Source organism: Pseudomonas sp. R25(2017) (assembly GCF_002112565.1).
GTDB lineage: Bacteria > Pseudomonadota > Gammaproteobacteria > Pseudomonadales > Pseudomonadaceae > Aquipseudomonas > Aquipseudomonas ekonensis.
The window spans coordinates 221,200-241,513 of sequence record NZ_NEHZ01000003.1 but is presented as its reverse complement, the minus strand read 5'-3'; the positions used below and the strand labels follow the sequence as shown (position 1 = coordinate 241,513).

The window sequence follows — 20,314 nt, the reverse complement described above, 5'->3', positions numbered from 1 at the left end:
TGTGGGAGCCAGCCTGCTGGCGATTCCAGGCGCCGCGGACTGTCAGTCAAACCGCGTTATCGTTCTTCGCCAGCAGGCGGGCTCCCACATCTGATCGGGTGGGCTCGGCGGGCGAGCGCACCTGGATGATCAGCAGTGCGGCGATCACCGCCGGCACCGCACAGAAGAAGAAAATCTGCTGCACCGGAATGTGCATCGCCAACAGCAGGCTGCCGAACAGCGGTCCTAGGATCGAACCGAAGCGCCCGACCCCCAGCGCCCAGCCGGTGCCGGTGGCGCGCACGTGCGCCGGGTAGAAGTTGCTGGCGAAGGCGTTGAGCGTCAGTTGCCCGCCGATGATGCAGAACCCGGCCGCAAAGACGAACGCCACCAGATAGCGGGGATTGTCGTGGTTGAGCCCCAGCAGCACCGTGCACAACGCCGCCCCGGCCAGCACGCCGGACAGCAGGCGCACCTTGCGCTTGAGGCGGTCGGCGAACCAGGCCATGCAGATCGCCCCCACGGTGCCGGCGAACAGGAACATCGACGTCACCAGGTTCGCCTCCTTGAGCGCCAGCCCGCTTTCCAGCAGCAGCGACGGCAGCCAGCTGATCATGAAATACAGCAGGATCAGACTGACGAAAAAGGTCGACCAGATCAGCAGCGTCGGCCGTGCATAGCCGTTGCGGAACAGCTCGACCACGGTCAGCTTGCTGCCCTGCTCGCGCTCGTTCTGTTCAACGGACGCCACCGGCGGCTGCCAGTCCGGGAGCATCCGCGCAGTGACCTTGCGCAGGCGTGCGTAAGGCGGCGCATCGCGCAGCAGCCGCGGCAGCGATTCGGGCAACAGCCACCACAGGAACGGGAACAGCAGCAATGGCGTCACGCCCCCGGCGAGGAACACCGCCTGCCAGCCGAAGCGGTCGATGAAGCCGGCGGCGACGAACCCGCCCGCCGCGCCGCCGAACGAAAAACCGCAGGCGGCCAGTGTCACCATCAAGGTGCGCAGGCGCGGCGGTGAATATTCGGACATCAGCGCCATGGCGCTGGGCATCGCCCCGCCCATGCCGATCCCGCAGATGAAGCGCGCGACCATCAGGGTGTCCAGGGAATCGGCGAACACCATCAGCACAGTCAGGCTGGCGTAGATCAGCACGCAGGCCAGCAGGATCCGCCGCACGCCGAAGCGGTCGGCCAAAGGCGTCACGGCCAGCGACCCCAGGGTGAGGCCGAGCAGGTTGGCGCTGAACACCGGGCCGAACGCGGCTTTCTCAAGCCCCCAGTCCTGGGCGAGCGCCGGCACCACATAGCCGAGCACCTGGGCGTCGTAGCCGTCGGTGACCAGCAGCAAGGCGAGCAGGATCAGGAGCGACCACTGGAAACGGGACACAGGACGGGCGTCGAGCGCCGCCCGGAAGCTGGCAATCTGGTTGTGCATCGCAAGGTACCTGTTTTGTTCTTATGGTTGTTTGCTGCGACAGAACCGGTGTTACTTGTGGGAGCCAGCCTGCTGGCGATGGCGGCATGTCAGTCATCCCGGATGAATCCGACAGGTCGCGATTGCCAGCAGATCGGCGCCTACGGCTGAGCGGCGCCAGGCCTCAAGGGGTGTCCGGCTGGTTCGCCGGATGGGCCTTGACGAACGCCGGATGCGCAGCGGCCAACGCCGCCACCCGGCGGATGCGCGGGTAAGCGTCGAGCGCGACGTTGAAGCGCTCGGCGGCGTACAGCTGCGGGATCAGGTACACGTCAGCCAGGCACGGCCATTCGCCGAAGCAGAAGCCTTCGTCACCGATCAGTTGCTCCACCGTCGCCAGCCCCTGGCCGATCCAGTGGCCGATCCACTCCGTCACCTGGGATTCGTCGTGACCCGACTGACGCAGCCGGTTGAGCACGCTGACGTTGTGCAGCGGATGCACGTCGCAGCCGATCACCGACGCCACGCCGCGCACGTGGGCGCGGGCGGCAAGGTTTTCCGGCAGCAGCGGCACCTGTGGATAACGTTCCTCCAGGTACTCGATGATCGCCGGCGACTGGATCAGCAGCTCGCCGTCATCGGTGCGCAAGGCCGGCACACGGCCCTGCGGATTGATCGCCAGGTACGCCGGTTGCCGGTGCTCGCCCCCCGGCGGCGCGATCAGGTTGACCGGCAGCGCCCGGTAGTCGAGCCCCTTGAGCGCCAGGGCGATGCGCACCCGGTACGACGAGGTGGAACGGTAGTAAGTGTAGAGATCCATGAGCCGCTCCTGTCAGCGTGCCGCCAGCACTTTGCCCCGGCACTCGCCGAAGCCGATGGAGGCGAAACCGTCACGGGCGCAACGGGCGCGCAGGATGATTTCGTCACCGTCCTCAAGGAACTTGCGCACTTCGCCGGTGGCCAGCTCGACCGGTTTCTTGCCGCCCTCGGTGATCTCCAGCAGGCTGCCGAACTGGCCGCTTTCCGGCCCCGACAAGGTGCCCGAACCGAACAGGTCGCCGGCCTGCAGCTGGCAGCCGTTGACGCTGTGGTGGGCGACCATCTGTGCGACGGTCCAGTACATGTATTTCGTGTTGCTCAGGGTCAGGCGGTGGGCCGGCAGGTTCTGCTCGCGCATGGCCTCGGTGAGCAGCAGCACTTCCAGTTCGATGTCGAACGCGCCGCCGGCCTGATCCCGATTGTCGAGCAGGTACGGCAGTGGCTGCGGGTCACCTTGCGGACGCGCCGGCTGCGCGGTGCGGAACGGCTCCAGCGCTTCGGCGGTCACCACCCACGGCGAGACGCTGGTGATGAAGCTCTTGGACAGGAACGGCCCCAGCGGCTGATATTCCCAGGCCTGGATGTCGCGGGCCGACCAGTCGTTGAGCAGGCAGAAACCGGCGATGTGCTCGGCGGCGTCGCCGATGGCGATCGGCTCGCCCATCTCGTTGCCCTGGCCGATCCAGATGCCCAGCTCAAGTTCGTAGTCCAGGCGGGCGCAAGGGCCGAAGGTCGGCTCGCTGGCGCCGGCCGGCAGGGTTTGCCCTTTCGGACGGCGCACATCGGTGCCGGAGGCGCGGACGGTGGACGCCCGGCCGTGGTAGCCGATCGGCACGTGCTTGTAGTTGGGCAGCAGCGGGTTGTCCGGGCGGAACAGCTTGCCGACGTTCTGCGCGTGCTCGATGCCGACGTAGAAGTCGGTGTAGTCGCTGATCCGCGCCGGCAGGTGCATCTGGCAGTCGGCGGCCAGCGGCAGCAGCTTGGCGCCCGGGGCTTCGATCTTCGCCTGCAGGGCGCTGCCTTCGCTGAACAGCTCCAGCAGGCGTGCGCGCAGGGCGACCCGTGCCTCGCGGCCGAGGGCGAAGAAGGCGTTCAACTGGCCGCCGCGGGTGGCTTCGGCCGCCGCGCGGGCGGCGCCTTCGAACAGGCCGGCGTCCAGCGCCGCCTCCAGGTCGAAAATGCGGTCGCCGATGGCCACGCCGCTGCGCGGGGCCGAACCGTCGGCGCTGAACACGCCCAGCGGCAGGTTCTGCAGCGGGAAGTCCGCGTGGCCGTTGGCCGAGGCGACCCAGCTGCGGGCGATGGAAGTCTGAGTCATGGGTTATCTCCGGGTCGGGTCGAACGTGACAGGCAGCGTAGCCCAGCAGGCGTCGTAATTGGATTGCAGTTGCGGACAGTCGAGGGCGAAACGGCTCGGGCGCAGCACCTGGCTGGTCTCGAACATGAACGCCATGGTGTTGTCGATCTTCGCAGGCTTGAGGTCAGCGTTGATGGCCTTGGTGCAGGTCTCGCCGTCCGGGCCGTGGGCGCTCATGCAGCTGTGCAGGGACGCGCCGCCGGGCACGAAGCCTTCGGCCTTGGCGTCGTACTCGCCCTGGATCAGGCCCATGAACTCGTTCATCAGGTTGCGGTGGAACCACGGCGGACGGAAGGTCTTCTCGGCCACCATCCAGCGCGGCGGGAAGATCACGAAGTCGAGGTTGGCCAGGCCGTGCACGCTGGTCGGCGAGGTCAGCACAGTGAAGATCGACGGATCTGGGTGATCGAAACTGACCGTGCCGATGGTGTTGAACCGGCGCAGGTCATATTTGTACGGCACGTTGTTGCCGTGCCAGGCGACCACGTCCAGCGGCGAGTGTCCGAGCTCGGCGCCCCACAGCTGGCCGAGGAACTTCTGCACCAGGGTGGTCGGCTGCCGAAGGTTCTCGTAGGCCGCGACCGGGGTCAGGAAGTCACGAGGGTTGGCCAGGCCGTTGCTGCCGATCGGCCCCAGGTCCGGCAGGCGCAGCGGTGCGCCGTGGTTCTCGGCGACGTAGCCGCGGGCCTGGGCGTCCAGCAGCTCGACGCGGAACTTCAGGCCCCGCGGCAGCACGGCGATCTCCAGCGGCTCGACCTCAAGCACGCCCAGTTCGGTGGCGATGCGCAGGCGCCCCAGTTGCGGCACCAGCAGCAGCTCGCCGTCGGCATTGAAGAACACCCGCTCCATCGAGCGGTTGGCGGCATAGCTGTAGATGCTGATGCCGGCCGGTTTTTCGGCGCCGGCGTTGGCGGCCATGCTCACCAGGCCGTCGATGAAATCGGTGGGGGCGGACGGAATGTCCAGCGGGTTCCAGCGCAGGCGGTTGGGCGTGACCTCACCCAACGGGCCGCCGGCCAGTTGCCGCTCCAGCTTGGCGAACGCCGGGTGATTGGCCGACGGGTTGATCCGGTACATCCAGGTGCGCCGCGCTTCGCTGCGGGCCATGGTGAAGGCGGTGCCGGAAAACAGTTCGGCGTAGAGGCCGTAGGGGGCTTTCTGCGGGGAGTTCTGGCCGACGGGCAAAGCACCCGGCAACGCTTCGCTGCTGAATTCGTTGCCGAAACCCGACTGGTACGCCAGGGCTGAATCGAGGTTCATGGAGCCTCCTGAACAGGGAGTCGGCATGGCCCGTCGCTCTGGATCAGAGGTGCTGGCACGCCGGGGTTGTTATTGTCGTAATTCGATTACGCATAACGTAATTTGCTCGCTATCCAGCGTCAAGCTATAAAGACGCCCATTCGATCCGGGACACGGCGCCACCATGGAAAAAACCAGCGACAGCAACGGCAAACAGAAAGTGCGCTCCGCCGAGGTCGGCACCGACATCCTCAAGGCGCTGGCCGAACTGTCGCCCGCCACGTCGCTGTCGCGCCTGGCCGAGCACGTGCAGATGCCGGCGAGCAAGGTGCACCGCTACCTGCAGGCGTTGATCGCCTCGGGGTTCGCCGAGCAGGATGCCGCCACCAACCACTACGGGCTGGGCCGCGAGGCGCTGCGTGTGGGCCTGGCCGCCCTCAACAGCATGGACGTGCTCAAGGTCGCCGCCCTGCCGCTGTCGGAACTGCGCGACGAACTCAACGAAACCTGCTTTCTGGCGGTCTGGGGCAACCAGGGCGCAACCGTGGTGCACATCGAGCCGGCGGTGCGGGCGGTGACGGTGGTGACGCAACTGGGCTCGGTGCTGCCGCTGCTCAGTTCCTCCACCGGCCTGGTCTTCAGCGCCTACCTGCCGCACCGCGAAACCGACGAACTGCGCGAGCGGGAAACCGCTGTCGATGAGCATCCGCTGGCGGATGAGAAGGCTTATGCGGACCTGTGCCAGCAGATCCGCGCACGGGGCCTGCACCACGTGCACGGCTTGCTGATGCCGGGGGTGGACGCGCTGTCGGCCCCGGTGTTCAACGCGGTCGGGCAGATCGCCGCCGTGCTGACCATCGTCGGCCCGACCTCGCTGTTCCACGCCGACGAAAACGGCCCGGCGGCCCGGCGGTTGCTGGCGGCGGCGCGGGCCGTGAGCTGGCGGATGGGCTATCAGGGCGACGGCCTGAAAGGTTGACTCAGCCTTTCAGCATCCGGCCACCGCCGCCGCAAAGGCTGGCCCGCTCATTGCCATAGCGCCGTCGACTTCGCCTTGGCCACCGCTTGCGTCCTGCGCTGAACCCCCAACTTGCCGTTGATTCGCCGGGCATGGGTCTTGACGGTGTGCAGAGAAATGAACAGCGCATCGGCAATCTGTTGATTGGAATGGCCGAGCGCGATCAGCTTCAGGACTTGCCGCTCCCGTTGGCTCAACGTGCCTGCCTGATCCGACAGCGCGTCGGTTTCCTCACCCCGCACTTCGTGGCAGGCCTGCAGCAATGCCGGTGCGCGCAGGCGCAGTTCGCTCAGCGCCTGCTGCCCCTGGTACTTGGTCACGCTGTCCATCCCTTCGTGCAGCCGCGCTTTCGCGTCGGCCGGGCGACCCTCCAGCCACAACAGTTCGGCCGTCGCCAACTGCAGCTCGGTGAACAGCGCCCACATGCCCCGCGCCTGCGCCCGGTTCATCAGGCCTTCCAGTTGCGCCGCCGCATCGCTCGGTGCCGACAGCGATCTGGCCATGGCGAGGATCAGTAAATACTCGATCCGCGCAATCAGCTCCAGCGTCGCCGGCGGAGCCTGCAATGCCTGCGGGCCGCGATAGTGCCTGAGCACCCGGCTCAAGGCTTCGCACGCCAGCTCCGCCCGCCCCTGCTGCAACCAGAAATGGCTGCTGACCTGCAGCAGCGCGCCGCGGTAGACCGTGTCCGGAATCTGCCGCTGCTGCATCAGCCGTTCCGCGTCGCGCAATCGTTCGAAGGCCTGGGCATAGTCCCCACCGTTGGCGGCCAGTTGCGCCTGGCCGAGAAAGCCATACAGCACGCGTTTGTCGTGGCTGCGCAGGCAATCGTCCAGCCCTTGCCGGAAGCATTCGGCGGCCTGCGCCTGCTGCCCCATGCCCAGCGCCAACCGCCCCCGCCGCAAGGCGATGCGCCCCAGCAAGGGCGTCGGACGTTCGTCCCGCGCGCTCAACAATTGCTCCATCTGCGCCAACAGGCTGTCGGCACGTCCCGGCGCGCCGCGCTGCTCCAGCCATTGGGCGTGATCGAGCTCAAGCAAGCCCTCGAACAGCAGTGACCCGCAGGCCCGGGCCAGACGCAGGGCCTCGCGGTTGATCGCCTGCGCCCGGTCCATCTCGGCGCACAGCAGCGCCTGTTGCGTCTGCCCGGACAGGCACAGCAAGCGCGCCGGCCAGGCGTCATCCGCCAACGCCGCCAACGCTTGCTCGAAATGTTCGCGGGCGGCGTCCATGTGCCCCTGCAAGTGCAGCAGCCACCCTTGCTGCGCCTGCCAGCGGGCGATCAATTGCTGCTGGCGCACCGCCGACGGTTGGGGAAGGAAGCGCCCCAGATGCCCGATCCAGGCCGTCGCCTGGCTGAATCGCCCGGCAAACAGCAAGGCGGCGGTCATCAGGCCGATCAGTTGCGGCGAGCCGAGCATCAGCGCCTCGCCCTGGCGCTCGTGCAGGCTCAGCAGGAGCACCACGGCCCGGTCCTCGAACAGGTGCTCGAAGGTGAAATGCTGCAACAGGCTGACCGCCACCTCGAACTCCTCGGCGAGCAACGCCTGTTCGAAGGCCGACTTCCAGTCCTGTTCGGCGGCGAACCACTGACAGGCCCGCCGATGCCACGAACGCCCCTGGGGCCAGTGCTCGTCAATGATCAACCGGGACAGCGCCGGGAACACCTGCAGCCAGTCGGCCGAGCCCTGCCAGGGTTCGATGAAGCAACCGAGCGCCTGCAAGTCGCTCAGGTACTGCGTGCCTTCCCCGGCGCCGAACAAGTGATCGCAGAGCCCGGCATTGAACCGTGGAAAATGCGCCAGCACCCGCCAGGCTTCGGCCAGCTCGGGGGTGAGGCCACTGAACAGTTCGCGCTGCAGGTAATCGAGCAAGGTGTCGGCACGCTGCTGCGGCAGTTCCCGTTGCGACCAGTCGCACTTCTGCAGCAACGCCATGCGCACGCCGGCACACCAGCCGCCGGTGCGCCGCACGATGCGCTCGGCCGCCAGCCCCGCCTGCTCCGGCGGCAGGTGCCGCAGCACCGGGGCCAGTTCCTGCGGCGTGAGCGCCAGCGCCGCCGCCTCGCACTCATGCAACGCGTCGTCGAGCAGCAGGCGCGGCCAATTGCAGGACGGACGCCGGCGGGTGCCGATCCACCAGATCAGCGTCGGGGCGCTGGCCGCCAGCAAACGGTCGAGCAAGGCGTCCAGCAACGGATCCGGCTGGCGGCAATAGTCATCGATCATCAGCCAGGCCGGCGACCGCCAGCGGGCCAGTTCCTCGGTGAGCGCAGCCTCGTCCGAACCCTGCGCGCCCAGCGCCTGGGCCAGCCGCCGACAGAACCCCTCGACAGACAACGCCGCGCCCGCCAGCGGCAGCCAATGCACCGTGCAGCCCGCCGGCACCTGCAGGAGGCATTCGGTCATCAACGCCGTCTTGCCGCTGCCGGGCGGCGCGCAGAGCAAGCGGATGCGTGCCGTGGTCTCCAGCAGCGGCCCGCTCAGACGGCTGCGCAACTGGTGATGGGCAGACAGCCTGGGCAGAAAACGGGGCGAATCCAGACACGGCGTCATGGCGGTCATCGTGCGAGCCTTCTTATCGTTGTGCCGTCACCCTAGCCCTGTCTCGCGCGCTTGTTGATAAGTATTCAAGCGGCTGATCGGCCCCCATAAAAAAGGCGACCGCCCGGTCGCCTTTTGTACGCCTTGTGTATCGCGACCGTTACCGGACGCCCTCCGAACGCAGGGCCGACGGCGTGTAGTCGGCGGCCTTGGCGTCGAAGCCGAACTCGAAACTGTGCTTCTCTTCGTTCTTCATGCCCAAGGCGATGTAGCGGCCGGCGATGATGTCGTAGAGCGCTTCGAGGGTGTACGCCTGGGCCTGGTGATCGTAGTAGTACTGGGCGTGCCCCTCGGCCACCCGCCACAGCTGGCCGCGACCGTCGTAGTGGTCGACCAGCGCCACCTGCCAGCTGTCCTCGTCCAGGTACATGTGGCGCTTGGCGTAGATGTGCCGCTCGCTCGGCTTGACCGTGCCGACCACCTCCCAGACCCGGTGCAGCTCATAGCGGGTCAGGTCCTGGTTGATGTGCCCGGCCTTGATGATGTCGTCGTACTTGAGGCTCGGCGAATCGAGCTTGTAGCTGTTGTAGGGGATGTACATTTCCTTCTTGCCGATCAGTTTCCAGTCGTAGCGGTCCGGCGCCCCGGAGAACATGTCGAAGTTGTCCGAGGTGCGCAGGCCGTCCGCCGCCGTGCCCGGCCCGTCGTAGGCCACCTGCGGGGCGCGGCGCACCCGGCGCTGGCCGGCGTTGTAGATCCAGGCCAGGCGCGGCTCCTTCACTTGGTCGAGGGTCTCGTGCACCAGCAGCACGTTGCCCGCCAGCCGCGCCGGGGCGGTCACCGACTGCTTGAAGAAGGTCAGCACGTTGGCCGCCTTCTCCGGATCCAGATCCTTCATCAACTGCGGCACCGCAATCTCTTCCTCGAAGCGGATCGGCGTGTAGCTGCCGTTGGTCTGCGGCGTCACCTGGGTGATGATCCGCCGCAGGTTGCCGCCGTGGTATCGGGTGATGTGGTTCCACAGCACCTCGACGCCGTTTTTGGGGATCGGGAAAGCGTAGTAGCGGTTGCCGGTGAAGTTGGCCAGGCCGTTGCCGTCGTTGATGGCGGTGACGTTCAGCGCGCTGCGCTTGGCCGACTCGTAGATCTCCGGCGGCGCGGCGACGGTGCGGTGGGTCGGGTAGACCGGAATTTTGTAGGTTTCGGGGTAGCGCTTGAACATCGCCACCTGGCCGTCGGACAGTTTGCCCTTGTACTGCTCGACGTTGGCGGCGGTGATGGTGAAAAGGGGTTTCTCGCCGGCGAACGGATCGGCCAAAAACCCTTTGCTGTCCACCGCCCCGGCGTTCTTCGGGATGCCGCCGGTCCACGCCGGAATCGAGCCGTCGGCGTTGCCGGCCTTCTCGGCGCCCAGGGGCGTCAGGCTGGTGCCGAGCTTGTTCGCCTCTTCCGGCGACACCGCCGCGATCACGTTGGCCGCCAGGAGGCTCAAGGCCAGGGCGCCGCACTGCAGAATCATCTTGCGCATCGGATTCATCCTTATTCGGGCAGGTCAGAAGTTCACGCCGAAGCTCAGGGCCACGAAGTCACGGTCTTCGAGGACGTTGTAGTCGCCGCCGAAAAAGTCGGTGTAGCTCAGGCTCGCGGTGTAGGTGTTGCGGTAGTCGGCATCGACCCCGACGCTGACCGCCTTGGCCCCTTCGTTGAACAGCCCGTTGGGGCCGTACCCGGCGACGTCGTGGGACCAGGACAGGTTGGGCTTGAGGTTGATGCCGCCGATCACGTTGGCGTAGTCGAGGATCGCCCGGGCCCGGTAGCCCCACGAGGTGGACGTGACGAAGCCGCCGGTGTCGCCGCCGAAACCGTACTGGCCGTACACCGAGTCGCGGCCGTAACGCAGCTTGCTGCGCGGCTCCAGCCCGCCGACCCGCACCACCGCCGCCTCGCCGACCACGGTCAGGCGTTCGGCGCCCAGCACCTGGTCGAAGAAATGAGTCAGGGTGCTCTGCACCTGGGTCACTTCCTTGCGCCGGTAGCCTTTGTTGTCGGCGCCGGGGCGGGTGGCCAGCGGCGACGCCGCGCCGCCGGCGATGGGGTTGAGCATCGCCAGGGTCAGGTCGTTGGTGTTGACCTGCACCGGGGCGTTGGGCCGGTAGCTGATCTCGCCGGTCCAGGCGGTGCCGGTGGGCAGCGTGGTGGAAAAGCTCGCGCCGTAGAGGCGGATGTCTTCCGGGTATTCGAGGTAGTACTGGCCGCGGCCGAGCATCACGCTCTGGGCCAGGCCAGAGCCGGCGCCCGGCGCGATGCCGTTGGCGATCCCGACCATCCCCGGCAACGCCGCCAGGGTCGAGAGCCCGGCGGTGGTGGTGCCGACGGTCGGCGTGCGGCTGTGGTAGTTCATGAAGTACAGGCCGTACTCGGTGTCTTCGCCGAGCCAGCGCAGCGCCGTGCCCCACTGCCCCGAGTCCCGCGCGTCGCGGTCGCCGCCCCGGGGAATCACCACGCCTTCGCGGGTCACCTGGATCGGCTGCCCGAACGCCGCCGCCAACGGCGCCAGCGGCGCGATCGCCGGGTTGCCGACGGTGTAGCCGGTGGTGCAGCCGTCCGCCGCCACGTCGACGCCGAAGAACGTGCCGCAGTTGTCCAGGACCGTCTGATCCCACTCCAGCTGATAGAAGCCTTCGACCGTGAGCTTGTCGGTCAGGCCCTGGGAAGCGAACAGCATGTTCACCGGGATCAGGCCTTCCTTGATCTCCGCACCAGGGCGGCGGAACGCCGACACGTCGATGGGGTTGATGCTGTTGATCGAGTTGCCGATGAAGGTGCTCTCGCCCCAGCTCACCACCTGCTTGCCGGCGCGCACGGTGCCCGGCAGGTCGGCGATGGAATAGTTGTGGTAGACGAAGGCGTCGAGGATCTCGGCGCCCGAGGACTTGGCGCCCTCCTTGCGGCCCTTGTCGCTGATCGGCTTGAACTCGCGGTCCTCGTCCTTGAGCTCGAAGTCGTACCAGTACTTGCCGCGCACGAACACACCGGTGTCGCCGTACTTGAGCTCAAGGTCGTGGATGCCCTTGAAGATCTTGGAGAAGGTTTCGCCTTTCTTGAAGTTCAGGCGCCCGTCATCCCCGGTCGAGGACTGCCCCGTCCCGCCGTTGACCGTCCCCACCAGCGACTTGTCGGCATCGCGCAGGCCCCAGCTCGCACCGACCGACAGCGACGAGTCGAACGTGCCCTCGATTTCCCCGATGTTGAACGAAACCGCCTGCGCCTGGGCGCAGCATCCCATGGCCACCGCAACGGCCAACGCCTGCGGTGTGAAGATGGCGCGCATTGTTGTTTTTGTCATGCGTCTTCCCCGGTGAGTGACAGGAGGCTCCACCCTACTGCCCGGCGGCCGCGCCCGATAAGCGCACCAAGGAGGTATTCACGCTGTCGCCCGAAAGGATGAATGCCCTTGCCGGGCAGGCCTCTTCGCCGATCATGAACGGGCTGGATGGTCTACGATCAATGCCGGGCATGATGCTCATCGCGGTGCACCGGACTGTTGCATGCCCCGCAACAGTGCATGTCCGGAATCGGTATTTTTCCCACAGGCCCGTGCGCTTATTCTGAACGGGCTTTCACGGCGAACAGCCTTGAAGCCAGAAGTCCGTAGCCTGAGGGCCATCGGCAACCGTTTTCAGACGGTGCGCAACGCTTGCGCTCCCTCGACCCGCTGTTCACTGACGTTGATTTGTAGCTCCTTGATCCAACGTCTTACCTTGGCCGCTGCTGATGCAGCGGCCTTTTTTTTGTCTGCGGATCAGTCCTCCTGCCACACCGGACACGTTCGGTCCCGGTACCCGTCAGCAGGAATCGGTGTTGCGTTCAGGGAGGGGCTTGCCCTCTGCTGCGCCTTGGCGTCGCCGGACAGAATGTCCGGACGCCAACGGCACGAGGTCAATGCAAGCGGTGAACGGCTGAAAACCTACGCGACGCCTTTTGAGAAGGGTGCACAGGTCAGCGGGAGGGGCAGAACCGGACAACGCCAACATTCATGTTGAACGACCGGTACGCGCAACAGCAAACGGCCACCAGGGATCACCCCGGTGGCCGGCTTGGATCACAACGAATACTTCTGCAGATTCCCCATCATTTCCTTCAGCGCCTCGATGTTGTCCTTCGGGTGCGCCGCCCCTTCGAAGTCGCAGATCTGTTGCCAGTGCGCCGCGACATCCTCGGGCGAGAAGCCCGCGTTCGGATCGAACCCGGCACCCAGGCTGCGTTCCCAGCGCACCTTGCCCATCCAGCCGCCGCCGACCTCGAACAGGCCTGCGGTCTCCTGGCAGTTCTCGCTGGCCAGGTACACCACCAGCGGGCTGACCAGTTCGGGCTTGAGCTGGTCGAACACCTGCGGCGGAATCAGGCCCTCGGTCATGCGGGTGCCGCCGGTGGGGGCGATGGCGTTGACCAGGATGTTGTTCTTGCGGCCCTCGATGGCCAGGGTGCGGGTCAGGCCGTACAGGCCGAGCTTGGCCATTCCGTAGTTGGACTGGCCGAAGTTGCCGTAGATGCCGGAGGTGGACGCGGTGAAGATCACCCGTCCGTAATTCTGCTCGCGCAGGTGCGGCCAGGCAGCGCGGGTGACTTTGTAGGCGCCTTCGACATGGACGCGGTAGACCAGGTCCCAATCGGCGTCCTCCATCTTGTGGAAGGACTTGTCGCGCAGGATCCCGGCGTTGTTGACCACCACATCGACGCGGCCGAACGCATCCAGCGCGTTCTGCACGAGCTTGTCGCCGTCGGTGACCGAATCGTGGTTGGCCTCGGCGATGCCGCCGGCCGCGCGGATCTCCGCAACCACGCGGTCGGCCGCCGACGCGTTGGCGCCCTCGCCCTGGGTCGAGCCGCCGAGGTCGTTGACCAGCACCTTGGCGCCCTGCTTGGCGAACAGCAACGCGTGGGCCCGCCCCAGGCCGCCGCCGGCTCCGGTGACGATCACGACTTTGTCTTCGAAACGCACAGCTTCATTCATGGCAGGGACTCCAGCAGGCCTGAGGGACAGAGAGCCCGAGTGTCAGGCACAGGCGCTGCGGTCACAACGAACACGGCTGGCGCTGAATGGCGGCCGATAAGGCGCAAGGATGATCAGACGGGAGCGTTTGCGTTGCGGCGCAGCGAGCGGCAGCACGCGCGCCGCTGCGCGGCGTTCAGGAGCACGCGGCCTTGAGGGGCGGCAGCGCAAGGTGGTCGCGAAACGCCAGGTAGTGCTTGAGCACCAGCGCCGGCGCTTCGGTCTGGGGGTAATGGCCGATGCCCGGCAACAGCACCGCGTCCGCGTCCGGAATCAGCTGGCGGTAGCGCTCGACCATGTGCCCGCCGGAGATCGGATCGGTTTCGCCGTCGATCACTCGCAACGGGATGTCGCCGCGCTGCATGGCCGCGACCCAACGGTCGCGCTGCAGCCGTCGCTCGGGGATGTAGCCGATCAGCTTGTGCATGATCCGCCGCCCGCGGTTGCTCTCGATCAGGCTCCAGAAGTCATCCAGCTCGCTTTCGCTGGGACGGCTCTGCGGCCCGAAGATCTGCCGGAAGCTTTTCGCCAGGCCTTCGCGGCTGAACGCACGGCCGATCATCCAGCCCAACGGGCTGAGCAGCAGCTTTTGCATCAGCACCGGCCGGTGGGTCTCCGGGAACAGGCCGCCGTTGAGGAACACGCAACTGGCCACCTCGATCAGGCCGTCGCCGTGCCGGGCGAGCAATTCCTGGGCGACGCTGTCGCCGTAGTCGTGGGCCAGCACGTGGATCGGCTGTTCGACCTTCAGGTGCGCAAGCAGCGCCTGTTGCAGGTCGGCCTGCTCCAGCAGGCTGTAGGTGTGGTTCAGGGGTTTGGCCGAATCGCCGAAACCGAGCATGTCGCAGGCGATCACCCGGTAGCGCTGGGCCAGCGGCTGCCAGAGGTAATGCCAGTCCCAGCTGGCGGTCGGAAAGCCATGGATCAGCAGCAGCGGCTCGCCCTGCCCGCACGTCCAGTAACGGATCGGCTGGCCACGGAAGACAAACGTGCGGCTGCGCTTGCGCCAGACGCTCAGCGGAATCTCGGTCAGAGGCATCAGAGTCGGTATCCCGCGTCGTGTTGATCGAGTTTGCGCAGCAGCGCCGGCCAGGCCAGCGCGCCGCCCATGCCCTGGGCGCTCTTGGTGACGCCGGCGATCATCGCCCGGGCACCGGCCAGGATCTGCGGTTCGATGGGAATCAGCTCGGCGCCGCCGGCCTGGGCCATCACCTGGATGTCGCAGGCGCGCTGGAAGGTGAACATCATCAGGAAGGTATCGGCGATGGTGCCGCCGCAGGTCAGCAGGCCGTGGTTGTGCAGCATCAGGAAACTGCTGTCGCCCAGGTCGGCCTGCAGCCGGGCCTTTTCCTCGTGGTTCAGCGCCACGCCCTCGTAGGCGTGATAGCCCAGGCTGGACAGCACGAACAGCGACTGCTGGCTGATCGGCAGCACCCCCTGCCGCTGCGCCGACACCGCCACGCCGGACGCGGTGTGGGTGTGCAGCACGCAGGCCACGTCGTGCCGCACTTCGTGCACGGCGCTGTGGATGGTGTAGCCGGCGGGATTGATCTCGTAGGGGCTGTCCATGAGTTTGCGGCCGGCCAGGTCGACCTTCACCAGGCTCGACGCCGTGATCTCATGGAACATCAGGCCGAAGGGGTTGATCAGGAAATCTTCGGTGCCGGGCACCTTGGCGGAGATGTGGGTGAAGATCAGGTCATCCCAGCCATGCAGGGCGACCAAACGGTAACAGGCGGCAAGATCGACCCGGGTCTGCCACTCCGCGGCACTGACCTGGTCTTTGACATTCTGGGACGACGGGACGGGGGCTACGCTCACTGTATGCACCTCTGCGTTCTTATTGTTCTGCACGTGACAGCAGTCTAGTCAGCCGCCGAAGATCGTGTAGTTGCATTGGTAGCCAGCTTGATGACTGAGCGGGTCAGAAAGGCCAGGGCCTTGGATCCATGTCAAAGCACCGACGCCAGCAAAGGGGCGGCGAACAGATTGAGCAGCCCGGTCAGCACCATCACCAGCCCGGCCACGGAGCCCTCTTCACCCCCCACTTCCCGGGCCCGGCTGACGCCTGCGCCATGGGCGCCGACCCCGAACAGCGCACCGCGCGCCAGGGCGCTGCGCAGCGGCAGCCACTTGAGCAGCACGCCACCCAGCATGGCCCCGAACACCCCGGTGAACATCACGAACACCGCCGTCAGCTCCGGCACGCCACCCAGATCCTGCGCCAACGGCATGGCGAACGGCGTGGTGATCGAGCGCGGCACCAGCGACAGCGTCACCGAGCTGTCCAGCGCCAGCGCCCGGGCCAGCCCGAACGAGGTCGCGACCGACGCCGCGCTGCCGGCCAGCATGCCCAGCAACAGAGCCGGCCAATGCCGCACCAACAGGCGCCGCTGCTGCCAGATCGGCACCGCGAACGCGACGGTGACCGGCCCCAGCACCTGCATCAGCCAGCGGGTGTCGCGGGAGTACTCGGCATAGGCGGTGTGCAACGGCACCGCGAGGGCCAGCAGCAGCGCCGGCACCAGGATCAGCGGCGACAGCACATAACGCCCGGTGCGCCGGTACAGCCAACGGCTGAACAAGTACGAGAGCAGCGTGAAGGCCAGCCAGAACATCGGCATCGGTTCATACGTCATGGGAAGGCCTCAGGCGCACGGCCAGCTCCACGGTGAACGCCGTCGCCAGCATCACCATCAACGTGCTGGCGCCGATCACCAGCGCGATCCGCCAGCCGTCATCGCGCAGCAAGGCGCCGTGATCCAGCAGGCTCATCAGCGCGGGAATGAAGAACAGCAGCATCTCGGCCATCAGCAGCCCGGCGCCCAGCTGCAACGCCGCCGGCTTGACCCGGCCGGACGCGAACGCCAGCAGCAACAGCGCCATGCCGATCACCCCGCCGGGAATCGGCCAGGCCAGCCACGCGGCCAGCCGGCAGCCGAGCAGATACAGGCCCAGCAGCACGGCCAGTTCGGCCAATAGACGGGAAAGACGCTTGATCATGGTTTCGCTCCTCGCAGGCGCCCATTTTACGAAGCGGCCTGCCATCTCCGAAGCGAATTGTTAGACTCACAGCCATTCCAATTCGGAATCAGGCCATGGAATTCAAACAGCTGCGCAGTTTCGTCGAAGTGATGCATCAGGGCGGGTTCACCCAGGCCGCCAAGACCTTGCACATCAGCCAGTCCGCGGTGAGCAAGCAAGTCGCCCAGCTGGAGCAGAGCCTGGGCACGGCGCTGCTGGAACGGCTCGGATCGCAGTTGCGCCTGACCGCCGCCGGCAGCGTGGTGCTGCAACGGGCCGAAGGCATGCTGCGCCTGCGCAACGAGTTGCTCAGCGAACTGGACGACCTCAGCCAACTGGCCCGCGGCGAGCTGCGCCTGGGCCTGCCCCTGCTGGGCAGCGACGCGTTGTTCGCCGGGCTGTTCGCCGAGTACCGGCGGCGCTATCCGAACATCGCCATTCACTTGCTGGAGGGCGGCAGCCGCCATGTCGAGCAGGCGGTGCGCAGCGGCGAACTGGAGCTGGGAGGCAGCCTGCTGCCGAAAGATCCGCAGTTCGACTTCCAGCCGTTCTGCGACGAACCGCTGGATGCCTTGCTGCCGGTGGACCATCCGTTGGCCGGCAAGGGAGACATCGGCCTGGAGGAACTGGCGGACACGCCGTTCCTGTTGTATCAGCGCAGCTTCGTGCTCAACGACCGCCTGCTTCAGGCCTGCCAGCAACTGGGCTTCACCCCGACGGAAGGCGGACGCAGCGGCCAGGCGGATTTTCTCGCCGCACTGGTCGCCGCCGGCCAAGGCGTGGTGCTGCTGCCAAGCGTAGTGGCCCGCGCCCTGGAGCGCCCGGGCGTGGTGCGCCTGACCTTGAGGGCGCCGGACACCCTGCGCTGGGACATCGCGTTCATCTGGCGCAGCGGCGCCTACCTGTCGAAAGCGGCGCAGGCCTGGCTGGCGCTGCTGCGCGAGCGGGCAGTCAGCCCTTGAGTGCGGCGATCAGCCCTTCAAGCCACGGCTCGGCGTCGGTTTCCGGGGTGACGCTTTCGCTGGCGTCCAGACGCAGCATGTCCTGCACTTCCCGCAGGCCCAGCTCGGCGAACAGTTCGCGCATCTGCTCGCCGCCGCCGCAGAAAGTCTCGCCGTAGCTGGCGTCGCCCAGGGCGATCACCGCGCCGGGCAGACCGCGCCAGGCCGCCGGCAATTGATCGCGCAGCGCCGAATGCAAGGGTTGCAGGTTGTCCGGCAGCTCGCCCATGCCGGTGGTCGAGGTCACCGCCAGGAGCGCTTCAGGGCCGAACGCCTGGAGGTCGGCCAGGTTCGCGCGCGGGTTGTAGAAGGTTTCAAGCCCTGCCGCCTTCATGAGGCTCTGGGCGTGGCGGGCGACTTCTTCGGCGGTGCCGTAGACCGAACCGGAGAGAATGGCGACTTTCATCAATCTGATCCCGAAACTGAAAAATGAGCGGCGATAGTAACAGCCGGACGCACAACGCTGCGATTGGTTCTCAACAAGCGCTGATGGCCAGTAGACAGCGCCCGGCGATCTTCTAGAATGCGAGCGGTCGACAACCCTGAAAGGATTCAACCATGATCAATGCCAACCTGCTGCAAATGGTGATCAACGCGTCGAACGACGGCATCGTGGTGGCCGAACGCGAAGGTGAACAGGACAACATCCTGATCTACGTGAACCCGGCCTTCGAACGCCTGACCGGTTACACCAGCGAAGAGATCCTCTACCAGGACTGCCGCTTCCTGCAGTCCGGCGACCGTGACCAGGACAACCTGACGCTGATCCGCAACGCGCTCAGGGACGGCGGCTCGTGCCGCGAGATCCTGCGCAACTACCGCAAGGACGGCACGCCGTTCTACAACGAGCTGTCCCTGTCGACCGTCAAGGGCGCCGAAGACGGGCAGACGTATTTCGTCGGCGTGCAGAAGGACGTGACCGTTCAGGTCAAGGCGCAGCAGCGGGTGATCCAGCTGGAGGCCCAGGTGGCCGCGCTGGAGGCCGAGCTCGCCGCCCTGAAAGCGACGAACGGTTCAAACAAAGCGGCGAACTAATGGTCATTAACTACAATCACCAATGACTTTGTAATTATTTATTTCGAGTTAGCCATGCAACGCGACGCCCTCCTGACCCAGGATGAGCTGGATTTCATCCAGACCATGCAACACAACCCGCAATTGAACGTGCGGGATGCGACGTCGAGTCTCATGGTCAACGGCGGTTCGCAGATCCGCGACCTGCTCACGCGCCTGGCGGCCCATGAGCAGGTGACCATCCAGGCCAACTTCGAAAACCAGCAGATGACCTTCCCTTTGCATCTGGTCGAGGATGAGTTCCACGCCCTGCACCTGCGCCTGGGCGTGCCGAGCATCTACGAGGACGGCCCCATGGTGCGTCCGTGGCGCCTGGCCCTCGAAGAGCCGGTGGCGCTGGAGAACGCCAAGGGGCAGCCGGGCATGCTCTGGGTGCACGAGGTTTCGCACAAGGGCGTCCTGCTCGAAGTGCGCAACAAGACCAAGCCGCCGAAGCACTTCGCTCTGTGGTTCAGCCCGTCGGGTTATGAGCGGATCTCGCTGCGCGGCACCTTCGAGCGGGAAACCGAGCAAGGCTTCTACGCCTACGCGCTGAATCAGAGCGACGCCGACGAGACCGAGCGCCTGCGCCAGTTCATCCTGCAGCAGCATCGTCTGTCGCACCCCGCCCTGCACACCTGAGGTTCAGGTATCCAGGTTCCCCGCCAGGAACTGCACCATCCGCTGACGCATGGTCGCGCCCTCGTTGCCCAGGCAACCGATGGACGACCCTGCCAGGCTGTCCTGCGCCAGGTCCGCGGCGTCACCGGCCAGCATCAATTGGCAATCCAGGCTCAAGGCCAGACGGTTCAGGCGCCGCGGCAGCTCCGGCGACGGCGCGTGGTTGGAGAACAGCACCAGCGCCTGAGGCTTGATCTTTTCGCAGACCAGGGTGAGTTCGTCGAACGGCTGCCCCGTGGTCAGCACCCGCACCCCCGCATCGCTGTCGCTGAGGAACAGCGCCGCCACCAGCAGTTCGAGTTCGCGGCACTGCCCGGCCAGGGCGCTGACGATCACCTTGCGCGGCTGCGAGCCACGCAGCATGACGACACGCTGCAGCACCCGGGCGCGCAGGAAGCCATCGAGGAACAGCCATTCGCTGGTCTGCCCGAACGCGTCCTGACGCTGCAGCATCTGCAGCCACAGCGGCATCAGGATGTCCTGGAACACCACGGGCAACGCATAGGAAGAGAAGATCTGGCCGTAGACACGGTCCAGCTCCTGATCGTCGAACGAGCTGACCGCCCGGCGCACCTGTTCTTGCCACTGAAGGTAATCGGTCTGCACCAGTTCGTCGGGAATGATGTGCGCCAACGCCTTTCTCGGCTCGGTCCTGGCCAGGATCTTGCCGACCTTGCTCACCGACACGCCGCGGTCGATCCAATCGACGATGCTGCGCACGCGCTCGATATCGGTCACGGAGTACAGGCGGTGCCCGCTTTCGGTGCGTGTCGGCTGGATCAGGCCGTAGCGTCGCTCCCACGCACGCAACGTGACCGGGTTGACGCCGGTCAGCCGAGCCACTTCGCGTATGGGGAACAGCTCTTCGCGCTCGAGCGCGGCAGAGGCCTGCGAGGCAAGGCGAAGCTCGTTGATGACAGGCATTGGCGGGCGCACGTCCTTGTTGGCGTTGGCTGCAAAGTTGGATCCCATTCTACCCCCGATGCCCGGTGCCGGTTCAAGCCGTGAACGGCGACGAATGTGGCTGGTTTTATCGGGGAAATCCGGAATAATCCTTGCTTGTCGAAAAACGCGGCCCACCACCCCGGCGCCGCGTTCAGGCGTTGCCCCTATCCGGAGCGACGCATCTG

19 protein-coding genes are annotated in these 20,314 nt (G+C 66.3%); 4 read left to right on the top strand and 15 right to left on the bottom strand.

Annotation, left to right across the window (positions count from 1 at the left end; genetic code table 11):
• Positions 1-46: 46 nt before the first annotated feature.
• The 4 genes from CAG31_RS05575 to hmgA all read right to left on the bottom strand — a co-directional run bounded on the left by CAG31_RS05575 (position 47) and on the right by hmgA (position 4,832).
• The gene (locus tag CAG31_RS05575) at positions 47-1,417 is read right to left on the bottom strand and encodes an aromatic acid/H+ symport family MFS transporter (protein ID WP_085578698.1); all 1,371 of its coding nucleotides are present in this window, start codon (positions 1,415-1,417) and stop codon (positions 47-49) included.
• A gap of 163 nt (positions 1,418-1,580) precedes the next feature.
• Entirely contained in the window at positions 1,581-2,216 is a 636-nt protein-coding gene (gene maiA / locus CAG31_RS05570; protein WP_085578696.1) for a maleylacetoacetate isomerase, read from the bottom strand.
• A 12-nt stretch (positions 2,217-2,228) separates the two neighbouring features.
• The gene (gene fahA, locus CAG31_RS05565) at positions 2,229-3,533 is read right to left on the bottom strand and encodes a fumarylacetoacetase (protein ID WP_085578694.1); all 1,305 of its coding nucleotides are present in this window, start codon (positions 3,531-3,533) and stop codon (positions 2,229-2,231) included.
• Between the two features lie 3 nt (positions 3,534-3,536).
• Entirely contained in the window at positions 3,537-4,832 is a 1,296-nt protein-coding gene (hmgA, locus tag CAG31_RS05560; protein ID WP_085578692.1) for a homogentisate 1,2-dioxygenase, read from the bottom strand.
• A gap of 163 nt (positions 4,833-4,995) precedes the next feature.
• Here hmgA and CAG31_RS05555 point away from each other — a divergent pair, with 163 nt between their 5' ends.
• Complete coding sequence (locus CAG31_RS05555; RefSeq protein ID WP_085578690.1) at positions 4,996-5,790, top strand: IclR family transcriptional regulator; 795 nt, start codon at positions 4,996-4,998, stop codon at positions 5,788-5,790.
• Between the two features lie 47 nt (positions 5,791-5,837).
• Here the strand turns inward: CAG31_RS05555 and CAG31_RS05550 are convergent, their stop codons facing one another.
• The 9 genes from CAG31_RS05550 to CAG31_RS05515 all read right to left on the bottom strand — a co-directional run bounded on the left by CAG31_RS05550 (position 5,838) and on the right by CAG31_RS05515 (position 16,428).
• Positions 5,838-8,393 carry a LuxR C-terminal-related transcriptional regulator gene (locus tag CAG31_RS05550; protein WP_085578688.1) on the bottom strand — a complete coding sequence of 852 codons (2,556 nt, stop codon included), beginning with the start codon at positions 8,391-8,393 and terminating at the stop codon, positions 5,838-5,840.
• A gap of 139 nt (positions 8,394-8,532) precedes the next feature.
• Positions 8,533-9,900, bottom strand: coding sequence for a DUF1329 domain-containing protein (locus CAG31_RS05545; RefSeq protein ID WP_085578686.1), 1,368 nt, complete (start codon positions 9,898-9,900; stop codon positions 8,533-8,535).
• A 24-nt stretch (positions 9,901-9,924) separates the two neighbouring features.
• The gene (locus CAG31_RS05540; protein ID WP_085578684.1) at positions 9,925-11,718 is read right to left on the bottom strand and encodes a DUF1302 domain-containing protein; all 1,794 of its coding nucleotides are present in this window, start codon (positions 11,716-11,718) and stop codon (positions 9,925-9,927) included.
• A 34-nt stretch (positions 11,719-11,752) separates the two neighbouring features.
• Positions 11,753-11,899: a hypothetical protein gene (locus tag CAG31_RS28395; protein WP_170929984.1), complete on the bottom strand. Its 147-nt coding sequence runs from the start codon at positions 11,897-11,899 to the stop codon at positions 11,753-11,755.
• 575 nt (positions 11,900-12,474) lie between these two features.
• Entirely contained in the window at positions 12,475-13,386 is a 912-nt protein-coding gene (locus tag CAG31_RS05535) for an SDR family oxidoreductase (RefSeq protein WP_085578682.1), read from the bottom strand.
• 175 nt (positions 13,387-13,561) lie between these two features.
• Positions 13,562-14,464 (bottom strand): alpha/beta fold hydrolase, encoded by a 903-nt coding sequence (locus CAG31_RS05530; RefSeq protein WP_085578680.1) that lies wholly within the window; start codon positions 14,462-14,464, stop codon positions 13,562-13,564.
• A complete protein-coding gene (locus CAG31_RS05525; protein WP_085578678.1) occupies positions 14,464-15,246 on the bottom strand; it encodes a class II aldolase/adducin family protein in 783 nt (260 codons plus the stop codon). Before CAG31_RS05525 ends, CAG31_RS05530 begins: the two co-directional genes overlap by 1 nt.
• 131 nt (positions 15,247-15,377) lie before the next feature.
• Positions 15,378-16,064, bottom strand: coding sequence for an LrgB family protein (locus CAG31_RS05520; protein WP_085578676.1), 687 nt, complete (start codon positions 16,062-16,064; stop codon positions 15,378-15,380).
• Positions 16,054-16,428 (bottom strand): CidA/LrgA family protein, encoded by a 375-nt coding sequence (locus CAG31_RS05515; protein WP_085578674.1) that lies wholly within the window; start codon positions 16,426-16,428, stop codon positions 16,054-16,056. The genes CAG31_RS05520 and CAG31_RS05515 overlap by 11 nt, the downstream gene beginning before the upstream one ends.
• A gap of 95 nt (positions 16,429-16,523) precedes the next feature.
• Between CAG31_RS05515 and CAG31_RS05510 the strand changes: the two genes are divergently transcribed.
• Complete coding sequence (locus CAG31_RS05510; RefSeq protein ID WP_085578672.1) at positions 16,524-17,411, top strand: LysR family transcriptional regulator; 888 nt, start codon at positions 16,524-16,526, stop codon at positions 17,409-17,411.
• Here the strand turns inward: CAG31_RS05510 and CAG31_RS05505 are convergent.
• A complete protein-coding gene (locus CAG31_RS05505; RefSeq protein ID WP_085578670.1) occupies positions 17,401-17,856 on the bottom strand; it encodes a flavodoxin in 456 nt (151 codons plus the stop codon). The two genes, CAG31_RS05510 and CAG31_RS05505, sit on opposite strands and share 11 nt — an antisense overlap.
• 152 nt (positions 17,857-18,008) lie before the next feature.
• On the opposite strand from CAG31_RS05505, the gene CAG31_RS05500 reads away from it, so the two are divergent.
• Entirely contained in the window at positions 18,009-18,485 is a 477-nt protein-coding gene (locus CAG31_RS05500) for a PAS domain-containing protein (RefSeq protein ID WP_085578668.1), read from the top strand.
• Between the two features lie 54 nt (positions 18,486-18,539).
• Positions 18,540-19,145 carry a hypothetical protein gene (locus CAG31_RS05495; protein ID WP_085578666.1) on the top strand — a complete coding sequence of 202 codons (606 nt, stop codon included), beginning with the start codon at positions 18,540-18,542 and terminating at the stop codon, positions 19,143-19,145.
• Between the two features lie 3 nt (positions 19,146-19,148).
• Here the strand turns inward: CAG31_RS05495 and CAG31_RS05490 are convergent, their stop codons facing one another.
• Positions 19,149-20,108, bottom strand: coding sequence for a MerR family transcriptional regulator (locus CAG31_RS05490; RefSeq protein WP_085578664.1), 960 nt, complete (start codon positions 20,106-20,108; stop codon positions 19,149-19,151).
• Positions 20,109-20,314: the final 206 nt, after the last annotated feature.